General features: G+C 70.7%; 14 protein-coding genes. 10 read left to right on the top strand and 4 right to left on the bottom strand.

All coding sequences use genetic code 11. The features are described from left to right. Nucleotides 1–53 precede the first annotated feature (53 nt). Both OHB21_RS32630 and OHB21_RS32625 read left to right on the top strand, forming a co-directional pair. Nucleotides 54–758: an alpha/beta fold hydrolase gene (locus OHB21_RS32630; protein ID WP_195124473.1), complete on the top strand. Its 705-nt coding sequence runs from the start codon at nt 54–56 to the stop codon at nt 756–758. Nucleotides 759–843: 85 nt separating this feature from the next. Beyond that, complete coding sequence (locus OHB21_RS32625; RefSeq protein WP_195124472.1) at nt 844–1,191, top strand: MmcQ/YjbR family DNA-binding protein; 348 nt, start codon at nt 844–846, stop codon at nt 1,189–1,191. Here the strand turns inward: OHB21_RS32625 and OHB21_RS32620 are convergent. Together OHB21_RS32620 and OHB21_RS32615 are read right to left on the bottom strand one after the other, a co-directional pair. Further along, nucleotides 1,188–2,060, bottom strand: a complete 873-nt coding sequence (locus OHB21_RS32620; protein ID WP_084537698.1) for an RNA polymerase sigma factor SigF — start codon at nt 2,058–2,060, stop codon at nt 1,188–1,190. The two genes, OHB21_RS32625 and OHB21_RS32620, sit on opposite strands and share 4 nt — an antisense overlap. Then, entirely contained in the window at nt 2,060–2,482 is a 423-nt protein-coding gene (locus OHB21_RS32615) for an ATP-binding protein (protein WP_067509595.1), read from the bottom strand. Before OHB21_RS32615 ends, OHB21_RS32620 begins: the two co-directional genes overlap by 1 nt. Nucleotides 2,483–2,595: 113 nt before the next feature. On the opposite strand from OHB21_RS32615, the gene rpe reads away from it, so the two are divergent. Further along, the gene (rpe, locus tag OHB21_RS32610; protein WP_067509679.1) at nt 2,596–3,249 is read left to right on the top strand and encodes a ribulose-phosphate 3-epimerase; all 654 of its coding nucleotides are present in this window, start codon (nt 2,596–2,598) and stop codon (nt 3,247–3,249) included. A gap of 61 nt (nt 3,250–3,310) precedes the next feature. Here the strand turns inward: rpe and OHB21_RS32605 are convergent, their stop codons facing one another. Further along, nucleotides 3,311–3,781, bottom strand: coding sequence for a hypothetical protein (locus OHB21_RS32605; protein WP_195124471.1), 471 nt, complete (start codon nt 3,779–3,781; stop codon nt 3,311–3,313). A 661-nt stretch (nt 3,782–4,442) separates the two neighbouring features. Here OHB21_RS32605 and OHB21_RS32600 point away from each other — a divergent pair. The 5 genes from OHB21_RS32600 (at nt 4,443) to OHB21_RS32580 (ending at nt 7,992) form a co-directional block, all read left to right on the top strand. Continuing rightward, complete coding sequence (locus tag OHB21_RS32600; RefSeq protein ID WP_067509591.1) at nt 4,443–5,066, top strand: riboflavin synthase; 624 nt, start codon at nt 4,443–4,445, stop codon at nt 5,064–5,066. Between the two features lie 83 nt (nt 5,067–5,149). Then, nucleotides 5,150–6,394 carry a bifunctional 3,4-dihydroxy-2-butanone-4-phosphate synthase/GTP cyclohydrolase II gene (locus tag OHB21_RS32595; RefSeq protein WP_067509589.1) on the top strand — a complete coding sequence of 415 codons (1,245 nt, stop codon included), beginning with the start codon at nt 5,150–5,152 and terminating at the stop codon, nt 6,392–6,394. 28 nt (nt 6,395–6,422) lie between these two features. After that, complete coding sequence (gene ribH / locus OHB21_RS32590) at nt 6,423–6,902, top strand: 6,7-dimethyl-8-ribityllumazine synthase (protein ID WP_067509587.1); 480 nt, start codon at nt 6,423–6,425, stop codon at nt 6,900–6,902. Between the two features lie 3 nt (nt 6,903–6,905). After that, complete coding sequence (locus OHB21_RS32585; protein WP_067509585.1) at nt 6,906–7,415, top strand: PH domain-containing protein; 510 nt, start codon at nt 6,906–6,908, stop codon at nt 7,413–7,415. 37 nt (nt 7,416–7,452) lie between these two features. Continuing rightward, nucleotides 7,453–7,992 carry a GNAT family N-acetyltransferase gene (locus OHB21_RS32580; RefSeq protein WP_067509583.1) on the top strand — a complete coding sequence of 180 codons (540 nt, stop codon included), beginning with the start codon at nt 7,453–7,455 and terminating at the stop codon, nt 7,990–7,992. 50 nt (nt 7,993–8,042) lie between these two features. Here the strand turns inward: OHB21_RS32580 and OHB21_RS32575 are convergent, their stop codons facing one another. Then, nucleotides 8,043–9,995 (bottom strand): gamma-glutamyltransferase family protein, encoded by a 1,953-nt coding sequence (locus tag OHB21_RS32575; protein WP_067509581.1) that lies wholly within the window; start codon nt 9,993–9,995, stop codon nt 8,043–8,045. Nucleotides 9,996–10,222: 227 nt separating this feature from the next. Here OHB21_RS32575 and OHB21_RS32570 point away from each other — a divergent pair, with 227 nt between their 5' ends. Both OHB21_RS32570 and OHB21_RS32565 read left to right on the top strand, forming a co-directional pair. Next, nucleotides 10,223–11,434 (top strand): WD40/YVTN/BNR-like repeat-containing protein, encoded by a 1,212-nt coding sequence (locus OHB21_RS32570; RefSeq protein ID WP_147265717.1) that lies wholly within the window; start codon nt 10,223–10,225, stop codon nt 11,432–11,434. A 10-nt stretch (nt 11,435–11,444) separates the two neighbouring features. Beyond that, nucleotides 11,445–12,140, top strand: coding sequence for an HAD family hydrolase (locus OHB21_RS32565; protein ID WP_067509677.1), 696 nt, complete (start codon nt 11,445–11,447; stop codon nt 12,138–12,140). The last annotated feature ends 10 nt before the right edge of the window (nt 12,141–12,150 follow it).

Raw genomic sequence — 12,150 nt, 5'->3', positions numbered from 1 at the left:
ATCAGCACTACCCTTTGCTTTGATTGGTCAAGGTAGGAGAGGCGGTGCCACCCATGGGCGACCGGTGTCTCGACCGCCCCGGCGCGATGCTCCGGGGCGAGGAAGCCGGCGCGGGCCCCACGGTTCTGCTGCTCCACGCGGGTGGCGAGCGCCGTTCGGTCTGGCGGCCGGTGATCGATGTGCTTACTGCGGCCGGATTCCGTTGTGTCGCTTACGATCAGCGCGGTCACGGCGACAGCGGCGGTGCGGCACGTGCGCTCGCGCCGTGTGCCGGCGATGTCGCCGCCATGGTGGTGGCCGAGCCGGCGGGCTGCGTGCTCGTCGGCGCTTCGCTGGGCGGTCTCGCCACGATTGCCGCGCTCCGAGACCCGGCCGTGCGAGCCCGGGTGGCGGGCCTCGCACTGGTGGATGTGGTCCCCGATGCCGACCCCGACCGGGTCCGCGAATTCCTCAGCGAGGCAAGGGGATACGGCCGATACCGCGAGATCGTCGACGATATCTTCGCACAGCTGCCGCGACTGCGGGCGACCGCCGTGGAGCTGGACCTGCCCGTCCTGCTCATCCGCGCGGGCGGTGCCTCACCGCTCACGGACGGGGATACCGCCCGATTCCTGCGCGCGGTGCCGCACGCCGCGGTGACCACGATCGAGGATGCCGGCCACCTCGTGGCCCGTGAGCAACCGGTGGCGCTCGCCGAGGTGCTCTCGGCGGCCCTTTCGGAGTGGACGCTGCCGACGGAGTGCCCCGCCACGCGATAGCGAGAAGACCGGACGGCTCCGGCCCGGGAGGCGTGTCGTTCCATTCGTCCAAGCGCGGCCGCGGCCGAGCGCTCAGACTGAATCCATGACCTTGACGTGGCAGGACGTGGTGGGGATGGCGACCGAACTTCCCGCGGTCGAGGAGTCGACCTGGTGGCGCAGCCCCGCGCTGAAAGTGGGCGGGAAGGGGTTCGCGCGGTTGCGGTCGGAGGCCGAGGGCGGGCTGGTGTTGCAGTGCGAGATGGCCGAGAAGGAGGCGCTGCTCGCCTCGGGGGATCCCGCATTCTACACCACACCCCACTACGACGGCTACCCGTACATTCTCATCGACCTGGACCGGGTCGCGCCCGACCAGCTGCGCGAACTGATCGACGCGGCCTGGTGGCTCGCCGCACCCGCGAAGATCCGCAAGCAACGGGAGCGGGCGGTCTAGTCCCTACTGGACAGTTCCCGCAGCCGCGCAAGGGTTTTGGCGAGAATCCGGGACACGTGCATCTGCGAGATCCCCATCTGCTGGGCGATCTGCGTCTGGGTCATGGATTCGAAGAACCGCATGGTGAGAATCCGCCGCTCGCGCTCGGGCAGCCCCGCCAGCAGCGGACGGATCGCCACGTATTCCTCCACCCGGTCGAACTGCGACTCCTCCTCGCCGAGGGTGTCCAGCAGCGACGCGTCGGTGTCGCGGCCCAGCGCGGCCGCGTCGATGGAACTCGGCTGGTAGGCGTTGCCCGCGATGACGGCCTGGGTCACCTCGTCGGGATCGACGTCGAGTTCGGCGGCGATCTCCTTGGCCGTGGGGGAGCGGCCGAGGGTCTGGGAGAGCGTGTCGATGGCCGAACCGATGCGCAGGTGCGTTTCCTTGACGCGGCGCGGCACGCGCATCGCCCAGGTGTTGTCGCGGAAGTAGCGGCGGACCTCACCCATGATGGTCGGCACCGCGAAGGACAGGAAGTTGGAGCCGCGGCTCACGTCGAACCGGTCCACCGCGTGCACCAAGCCGACGCGCGCCACCTGCGTCAGATCGTCGAACGGTTCGCCGCGGCCGCTGAACTTGCGGGCGATGTGGTCGGCCAGCGGGATGCAGCGGCTGATCAGCTCGTCGCGCACCGCCGCGTGCTCGGGGGTGCCGGGCTCACGGGCGGAGAGTTTCTCGAACAGCGCGCCGACATCGTCGTATCCGGAGGATTTGCGCGCTTCGGCGACGAGTTCGGCGTCCTCCTCCGCCACGGTGACGGCGTGCTCGGTGGCGTCGGCGGGTGCCTTCGCGCGCCGGGGGTCGAACACGGCGTCCTCGTCCGCCACTACGCCTTCCCCCGGACCCGACGGAACTCGACCGCTGTCGGATATCCGGATGCCGCGGCGTCGAAGGCGTCCTGCGTGGCCTCCACCGTGTCGGTCAGGGTGCGCAGCACGTGCCAGCCGAAACTGCGCTGATCGGGGAGTCCCTCGGCCGCCGCGATGCCGGTGACCCGCACCACCAATTCGGTCTCGCCGATGGTGAACTTGCAGTCCAGGCTGGTGCCGGGCGCGGCGAGCGCGATGAGCGTCGAGCAGACCTCGTCGACGGCCAACCGGATGTCGGCCACCTCGTCCAGGGTGAAATCGCTGAGTAGCACCAGGGTTTCGGCGAGCCCGCGCACAATGGGCAGCTGTGTGACCGACGCGGCCACCCGAATCTCCACCGGGGTGCTGAAGAGCCCCTGTTCCGCCGAAATGTTGATCACTCTGCACAGGCTACCCATTGACGGACGTGGGCAATCACCGATTGCCCCCGGCGGGGCGCGCGCCGGGCTCGGTACACTCCCGCGTTGTGACGTTCACCCGCCCGGCCCAGCCGATGATCGCCCCGTCCATCCTGTCCGCCGACTTCGCGAATCTGGCCGCCGAGGCCCGCCGTGTGGAGGGCTCGGACTGGTTGCACGTCGATGTGATGGACGCCCATTTCGTGCCCAACCTGACCCTCGGCCTGCCGGTGGTGGAGAGCCTGCTGAAGGCCACCGACATCCCGCTGGATTGCCACCTGATGATCGAGGATCCGGGTCGCTGGGCGCCGCCGTACGCGGAGGCGGGCGCCTACAACGTGACCTTCCACGCCGAGGCCACCGACGATCCGGTGGCGGTGGCTCGCGACATCCGCGCGGCCGGCGCGAAGGCGGGGCTCTCGGTGAAGCCCAACACCCCGATCGAGCCCTATCTGGAGATCCTGCGCGATTTCGACACCCTGCTGGTGATGAGCGTCGAGCCGGGTTTCGGTGGACAGTCGTTCATCCCGCAGGTGCTGGAGAAGGCGCGCGTCGTCCGCAGGCTGGTGGACTCGGGCGAGCTGCGCCTGGTGGTGGAGATCGACGGCGGGATCAACGCCGACACCATCGAGCAGGCCGCCGAGGCCGGGATCGACTGCTTCGTCGCGGGTTCGGCCGTCTACAACACCGCCGACCCGGGCGCGACCGTCGAAGCGCTGCGCAGGCGAGCGGCCGCCGTCCGGGTTTGAATCGCGCACGCCGGAACGGGTCGGCGCTCGTTGGCCGACCCGTCAGGAGGCGCGAATCCTTCTACAGCAGGCGCGCTTTCGGCGATCCGATCGCCCGCGTGGCCTCGACGACCGTGCCGAGCGGCGGGAGGGCCGTCGCGTTCTGCGGCGGTTCGATCCAGGTGCGGTAGCCGGTGCGCTCGTCGTCGGGGGAGGGGAGCACCACCTGGCTGCCGGTGCACGCGACGGTGGCGTAGAGCCGGAACAGTTCGGCCGAGACCGCGGTGGTGAGGGTGTCGGGCAGGCACGGGCCGGTGATGAAGGTCCAGCGCCGGGCGCGCGGGTGGTGCACGACGGGTGCGGCGATGCGGGCCTGCGCGAGCTTCTGCCGGACGCGCTCGCCGAGATCGGCGGGCATCGTGATGGCACCGTAGTGGGTGCCGATGTGCAGGAGGATGCGGCGTGACGTGGGATCGATCGACGCGGGCATGTGGAACTCGCGCCGGTACTGCACGCAGCGCACCTCCAGCGTGGAATCGAGCAGAGTGGTCACGCGGCACCCCCAACTGTGTCGAACTCGTGTGGACCCACGATGTCGGTCCTGCTTCCTCGAGTGATGGAATTCTTCGGTCGGCGTGGTGATCTCGAAAAGGCGGTCATCGGTGTCGGAAGTTGAACGTCAGGAATCGGCTACATAGCAATATTGCGTCCATTTCGACTCTTGCGCAAGAAGGTGGTGTAAGCGTGTTTCCGCTGGGTATCAGGGTCTGTCGGCCCGGCGTGCTCGACACTACGCCGGACCGGTGAATTTCCGAGGCCGGCGACCGGAAATCCGGCTGAACCGGTTCCTGCGGGCCGGGAACAGCGAAATTACAGAAAGACCGGACGGAATTTTCCACCCGATCGGCCCGAACGTCCTGAAGCGGTGCCGGAAAGAGCCGAGCGGTCGGATTTCCCGGTGGGTCGCGGGCACGGATTCCGAATTCTGGGCGACCGGCCCCCGTGAGCCGCCGACTCGACCGGGCCGTGGCGGCTCACACCGGCCGCGCGACGACACCGCACCAACGACCGGACCGCCGCTCGCCACGCGCCGACGCTGGACAACCGCCGTCGCCGCCCGCCCATTAGGCTGAGGGCGGCTCCGGGCACCGGGAATAGCGGCCGGGGTCCCGGCTGTTCGGTCAACCGTACGTACACGCGACAGGGAGTCACGCATGTTCACTGGCATCGTCGAGGAGTTGGGCGAGATCGTCGCCACCGAGCAGTTGGCCGACGCCGCCCGCCTCACGATCCGGGGCAAGCTCGTGACCTCCGATGCGGGCCACGGCGATTCGATCGCCGTCAACGGCGTCTGCCTCACCGTCGTCGAGGTCGTGGACGGCGACTCCTTCACCGTCGACGTGATGCAGGAGACTCTGGACCGCTCCAGCATCGGCGGGCTCGGCTCCGGCGACCGGGTGAACCTGGAGCGCGCCGCCGCGCTCAACAGCCGCCTCGGCGGGCATCTGGTGCAGGGCCACGTCGACGGCACCGGCACCGTGCTGGCGCGCACCCCCTCGGAGAACTGGGAGGTCGTGCGGATCTCGCTGCCCGACGCGATCGCCCGCTACGTGGTGGAGAAGGGCTCGATCACCGTCGACGGCATCTCGCTCACCGTCTCCGGCCTCGGCCGCGCCGACGAACCCGCAGCCGACGGCACCCGCGACTGGTTCGAGGTCTCGCTCATCCCCACCACGCTCTCGCTGACCAATCTCGGCGCGGCGGGCGTGGGCACCACCGTGAACCTCGAGGTCGACGTGATCGCCAAGTACGTCGAACGCCTCCAGCAGCGCGGCTGACCCTCGCGCGGGTGCGCCGCCGAGAGCGCACGGGCCAGGCCTTACTGTAGTGAGGCACCTAATTCGAGATGGAGCACAGCAGAGTGACGAGGTTCGACAGCATCGAGCGCGCCGTCGCCGACATCGCCGCCGGTAAGGCGGTCGTGGTCGTCGACGACGAGGACCGCGAGAACGAGGGCGACCTCATCTTCGCGGCGGAGAAGGCCACCCCCGAGCTGGTCGCGTTCATGATCCGCTACACCTCCGGCTACATCTGCGTGCCGCTCACCGGCGACGACTGCGACCGCCTCGGCCTGCCGCCGATGTTCGCGACCAACCAGGACAAGCACGGCACCGCCTACACCGTCTCGGTGGATGCGCGCGAGGGCATCACCACCGGCATCTCCGCCGCCGACCGCGCCACCACCATGCGGCTGCTCGCCGACCCCGACGCCAAGGCCGACGACCTGACCCGCCCCGGGCACGTGGTGCCGCTGCGCGCGAAAGACGGCGGCGTGCTGCGCCGGCCCGGCCACACCGAGGCCGCGGTGGACCTGTCGCGCATGGCCGGGCTGCGTCCGGCGGGCGTGATCTGCGAGATCGTCAGCCAGAAGGACGAGGGCCACATGGCCCGCACCGAGGAGCTGCGGGTCTTCGCCGACGAGCACGAGCTGGCGCTGATCTCCATCGCCGACATGATCGCCTGGCGGCGCAAGCACGAGAAGCAGGTGGTGCGGGTCGCCGAGGCGCGCATCCCCACCGCGCACGGCGATTTCACCGCCGTCGGCTACCAGAGCATCTACGACGAGGTGGAGCACGTCGCGCTGGTGCGCGGCGACATCACCGACGGCGAGGACGTGCTGGTGCGCGTGCACTCCGAATGTCTCACCGGCGACGTCTTCGGCTCGCTGCGCTGCGACTGCGGCCCGCAGCTGGACGCGGCGCTGGAGATGGTGGACCAGGAAGGCCGCGGCATCGTGCTGTACATGCGCGGGCACGAGGGGCGCGGTATCGGCCTCATGCACAAGTTGCAGGCCTACCAGTTGCAGGACTCCGGGCACGACACCGTCGACGCGAACCTCGAGCTGGGCCTGCCCGCCGACGCGCGCGACTACGGCACCGGCGCGCAGATTCTCGTGGACCTCGGCGTGCGCTCCATGCGGTTGCTGACGAACAACCCGGCCAAGCGCGTCGGCCTCGACGGCTACGGTCTGCGCATCACCGACCGGGTGCCGATGCCGTTGCGCGCCAACGCCGAGAACCTGCGCTACCTGCGCACCAAGCGGGACCGGATGGGCCACGACCTGATCGGGCTGGACGACCTCGACCTCGGCGAGACCGCGCAGTGAGCCACCTCCCGCGAAAGGACGGAATGCGATGAGCGGCACCGGCGTACCCAGTTTCGCGCTGGCGGATGCCAAGGACCTGAAACTCGGGATCGTCGCCTCGCGGTGGCACACCGAGATCTGCGACACGCTGGTGGCCAACGCCGAGCGCGTCGCGAAGGAGGCCGGGGTGCGCGAGGTCACGGTGGTGCGCTGCGCCGGCGCGATGGAATTGCCGGTCGTGGCGCAGGAATTGGCGCGCACCCATGACGCGGTGGTCGCGCTGGGTGTGGTGATCCGCGGTGGCACACCGCATTTCGAATACGTCTGCGACGCGGTGACGGCCGGTCTGACGCGGGTGTCGCTGGACGCCGCCACGCCGGTCACCAACGGCGTGCTCACCACCAACACCGAGGAACAGGCGCGCGACCGCGCCGGGCTGCCCGGTTCGGCCGAGGACAAGGGCGAGCAGGCGGCCGCGGCCGCGCTCGACGCCGCGCTCACCCTGCGCGCGCTGCGGCAGTCCGCGTAAGCCATGCCGGTCGTTCGCATCTGGCGCCGCGCCGAGACACCCGAGGTCGCCGAGGAGTGGGACTTCGAGGTGCGGCCGCGCCGCGCGCGGATCACCGCGAGCATCGTCGCGGTGGTGCTGGTGATCGTGTTCGCCATCGGCGGCATCTGGCTGCGCAGCGGCTCGACGGGCGTGAACTTCCGCTTCGTGGACCAGTTCGCGATGGTGGGCATCGGCCTGCTGCTCGCGGGTGGCGTGCTCATGCTCACCCGCCCTCGCGTACGGGTGGGTCCACGCGGCGTGTCGGTGCGGAACATCCTGGGCGACAACGAATTCGCGTGGCGGAACATCGTCGGTGTGGCGTTCCCGGACCGGAAGTCCTGGGCCCGGCTGGAACTGACGAACGACGACTACGTCCCCATGCTCGCGATCCGCTCGAACGACAAGGAACACGCTGCCCGCGCCATGGACCGGCTCCGTGAACTGGGCGCGAAGTACACCGGCGCGACGGATACGAATCAGCGGGGATCGTAAGCTTCCCGGCGCGACTCGCGGCCGCTAGCGTCGCCGTGTGACCCAGGCCTCGCACGTCCTCGCCGCCGCCTTCGCCGACGACCCGTTCATCAGTTATTTCTGGCCCGATCCGGCGCGGCGGCGCAAGGCCCTACCCGGGTTCTGGGCCTCGCGCATAGCGTCGCGCGAGCGGCACGGGCTGGTGGATGTGGCGCGCGATCCGTCGGGCGACATCGCGGCCGTGGCCCTGTGGGAACCCGAAGGGGTGACTTCCGCACCGATCGCGCGGCCCTACTCGTTGATCCGCGCCCTCGGCACGGCGCTGCCCCGCGCACTATCGGCCTCGCATCGGGTGGACGCGACCCGGCCGTCGGCGGATCACCTGTATCTCGCGGTGATCGGCACTCGGCCCGACGTGCGCGGCCAGGGCTACGCGCGACAGCTGCTCGAACCCCGGCTCGCCGAGGCCGATCTCGCGTTCCTGGTCGCCACCGACTTCGCCAACGTGCCGTTCTACGAACGCCTCGGCTTCCGGCGTGACGCGGACCTGGCGATCCCCGGCGGTCCGGTGCTGTATCCGATGCGCCGGACCGCCTGAGGGACATCCTCGACCCACTCGCGCCGAACATCGGCGGCGACGCCGAGGACCTACTTCGTATCGCCGAGTACCGCCCCTTCACGGCGGGGGTCCGCGCCGCCGATCCAGCCGGTGCCGTCGCGTTCCAGCGCGCTCAACCCGCTGGACTGCGGCGCGACCGAAACCTGGTGGCCGAGTTCGCGCAACCGCTGGACCAGCGGGTCGTTGTCGCCGCTGTTCGCGGCGTCGATCGCCGGATGCTCACCGCCCACGCCCGTGGTCGGCGTATTGGCCGCGCCGAACGAGACCGCCGACACCGCCTGCTGCGGGTCCAGGCCCCAATCCAGCACGCCGATCAGGGTTTTCACGACGAACTGGATGATCACCGACCCGCCGGGCGATCCGGTGACCAGCGTGAGGTCGCCGCGCGCGCCGTCGGGGGTGCGGTCGAACACCAGGGTCGGCGCCATCGAGCTGCGGGGCCGCTTGCCCGGTTCCAGCCGGTTCGCGACGGGCGCGCCGTCGGTGCCGAGCGGGTCGGCGGCGAAATCGGTGAGCTGGTTGTTCAGCAGGAAGCCGTCGACCATGTGGAACGACCCGAACGCCGACTCCACCGTGGTGGTCATCGCCGCGGCGTTGCCGTAGCTGTCGACCACCGAGATGTGGCTGGTGCCGTGCTCGGGCGGCTGCGGGCCGACGCCGACCGGCGCGGGACCGAACTCGCCGGGCTGCGCGGTGCCCATGCTGCGGGCCGGGTCGATCAGCGCCGAGCGCATCGCCAGGTACTCCGGATTCACCAGCGTCTGCGGCGAATCACCCGGCGGCGGCACGAAATCCGGGTCCGCCATGTACTTGTCGCGGTCGGCGTAGGCGAGGCGCTGCGCCTCGGAGATCAGGTGCACCGCCTCCGGGCGCGGCTTACCGCCGTTGCGGTCCACGTCGGTGGGGGCCAGCGCGGCGAGGTCGAAGTTGGCGAGGATGCCCAGCGTGGCCGCGACGGTGCTGCCGCCCGACGACGGGCCCGGCATCCCGCAGATCTCGTTCTCGCGGTACACCGTGCACAGTGCGGTGCGCTTCTTCGGCTGGTAGCCGGCCAGATCGTCGGCGGTGATCAGGCTCGGGGTGCGCCCGCCGGTCCCGGCGGTGGCGGCCGCGACGATGTTCTCCGCGATCGCGCCGGTGTAGAAGGCGTCGGCGCCGTCGGACGCGATCGCGCCGAGCGTCTTGGCCATGGCGGGGTTGGTCAGCACCGTGCCTTCGCGCTTCGGGGACCCGTCGGGCTCCAGGAAGTACGCCTTGGCGGCCTCGTCGCCCGCGAGCTGGGCGGCGGAGTCGGCGATCTGGCCCGCCAGGCGCGGGCTGATGGCGAAGCCTTCGTCGGCCAGCGCGACGGCGGGATCGAACAGTTCCCGCCACCCGGTCTTGCCGTGCTCCTGATGCGCGAGTTCCAGCATGCGCACCACGCCGGGCACGCCGATGGAGCGGCCGCTGGCCCGCGCGTCGGGTTGCGGTTCGGCGCGGTCGGTGTCGCTGATCCAGCGCAGGTAGTTCTCGGTGGCGGCGGCCGGCGCGGTCTCGCGGCCGTCGTAGGCCTCGATGGTCTTGGCGGTCGCGTCGTAGTAGAGCAGGAACGCGCCGCCGCCGATGCCCGAGGCCTGCGGCTCCACCAGGCCGAGCACCGCCTGCGCGGTGATCAACGCGTCCGCGGCCGTGCCGCCGTCGCGCAGCACCTCGCAGGCCGCTTCGGTGGCGATCGGGTTCGCGGTGGAGACGGCGTAGGTCTCGGTGCGCACCGCGGTCATGCCGTCGCGGTAGCCGGAGGCGATCTCCGGGTTGGTGGACAGGTTCTGGGTGGTGGCCGCACCGGGTTCGGTGGTGGGCGCGGCCGTGATCGGTGTCCCGTTGGGCGGGCTCGCACAGTCGGCGGAAGCGGTGTCGTCGTCGGTGCCGGAGCAGCCGGTCAGCAAGCCGACCGTGAGCAGCGTGGCCGCGGCTCCGCTCCAGAAGTGTCGCGCGCGCGTCATCCCAGGACTGTAACCCGCACGGACGACACCCACCGGGCTTTCTCGTCACCTGCCCCGCTGTCGCCGGGACCCCGGGTCGAGCCGGCACGGCACCCCGGTGGAAATCGTCGGGCGCGCAACGGCTTCTGCTGATTGTCCAGCCGTTCGCACCTGGCACGCGGATTCCGGCCTCCGCTACCCTGAGCGGTACGGTTCGCGCTGGATCGATCGGGGGGCACGTGGGCTGGTTGAGGGATACGACGTGGCAACTGCCCGCCGTGGTTGTCGCGGTGGGCGCGCTGTTCTGGATGATCGTCATCGTGGTCGACGAGCCGCGCCCCTCTGACCCGGTCGAATTCGCTCCGCTCTCGGTCACTTTCGTGGCACCCGAGCGGGGGTGGGCACTGGGCCTGCTCGACCCGTGCCCCGCGGAGGGTGCGTGTGCGCGGGTCCTGCAGACCGAGGACGGTGGGCGGACGTGGGTGGTCGCGCAGTCTGTCACGGTGCCGGAGAACGCCTCGGCACTGCGCTACGTGAGCCCCGCGGTCGGGTGGATGTGTTCCGACGGCCGGGAACTCTGGACGACGCGGGACGGCGGGGTGACGTGGACGGAGCGTGCCGCGCCGGGAGGGGAGCGTCCTTGCGAGCGCCTGATCATCGGCGGGGATGCCGTCCGTCTGGTCGCGACCGGTCCCGAGGGCGATCTCGCCGTCTACGACGAGCCCGATTCGGCGGGAGCCTGGCCCGTCCGGGCGACCTTCGCCGTGGACAGCGAGAACATCGTCGAATCGCGGCGCCGGATCGTGATGGACTCGCACGGTGATACGGCGTGGATCGCGGTCGTGGATCGCCGGCGCGCCCCGGGAACGCCGTCGCGCGAGGACGCCGACACCACCGCGACAGCCACCGGCGCGATGCTCGTCGGCGATCGGCTGGTCCCGTGGCGAACGCCGTGCACGGGCCCCGGGGAGTACCCGTCGGCGATCGCGGCGGCGTCGGACACTCGCGTCTTCGTGGCCTGCGTGACGGAGGCGCCCGGACGCGCACCCGGCGAGACGGTGGTCACCCGGCACCGGCAGTTCGTCTCCGACGACGGCGGCACCGGGTTCACCGCCGTGCACGACGCGGCGCGGGCTCGTCCGCCCCACATCGTCGCGACGACGCCGTCTGAGACCGTCGGTGATCTGGATGGGCAGCTGGTCCACTCCGGCGACGGTGCGTGGACCTGGACGGACTCGAGTGTGCGCCGGCCCGAGGGACAGTCGGTCCTGTCCTACACCGCGGAGCCCGGATTCCTCACGCCGATCGACGGATTCGTGCTCCGCACGACCGTCTCCCTGTCGAACGGGTACGACCGGTCGGGCCGGCGGCATCGCGCCCTGCTCGCCACGCACGATGCCGGGCGCACGTGGAGCGAGGTCGTGTTCGCTGTCGGCGAACCCGGTGGCGGGGATCGGTAGGCTGGGCCGCGTGCAGATCGAAGCGGTGTTGTTCGACTTCTCCGGCACGATATTCCGGCTGGAGGAGGACGAGTCCTGGGGTGACGAGCTGGTCGGCGCCGACGGCGCGGCGTTCGGCGTGGAGGCCAAGGCGGAGATCCTGCGCCGCATGACGGCGCCCGTCGAGCAGTTCATGACCTTCGACGCGCAGGGCCAGCACGCCTGGGACAACCGGGATCTCGACCCGGCGCTGCACCGCCACGCCTACCTCGAGGTGCTGCGGCACTCGGGTGTGCCCAGCGAGGAACAGGCCGTGCGACTCTACGGCAGGCTCATCGACCCGCTCGCCTGGACGCCCTACCCCGACACCGGCGCCGTGCTGGAGTTCCTTGCCGCGCAGGGCATTCCGGTCGGCATCGTGAGCAATATCGCGTTCGACCTGCGGCCCGCCCTCGCCGCGCGCGGCTGGGACCGGCTGATCGACGCGGTCGCCCTCTCCTACGAGGTGGGCGCCATCAAACCCGACGCGAAGATCTTCCACGCCGCCCTCGACAAGCTGGGCGTCGCGCCCGGCGCGGCCCTGATGATCGGCGACAGCGCCGAGGCCGACGGCGGCGCGCTGACCATCGGCGCGCGGTTCGCGCAGGTCGCGCCGCTGCCCACCGAGGAACGCCCGGACGCCCTGATCGACGCCCTGCGCGCGCACGGGCTGGCCGTGCCCAGGTGAACCCCGCCTG

The organism is Nocardia puris (assembly GCF_036051655.1).
Taxonomy (GTDB): Bacteria; Actinomycetota; Actinomycetes; order Mycobacteriales; family Mycobacteriaceae; genus Nocardia; species Nocardia puris.
Note: the sequence above shows the minus strand (reverse complement) of the source record. Positions and strands in the feature narration are given on the sequence as shown.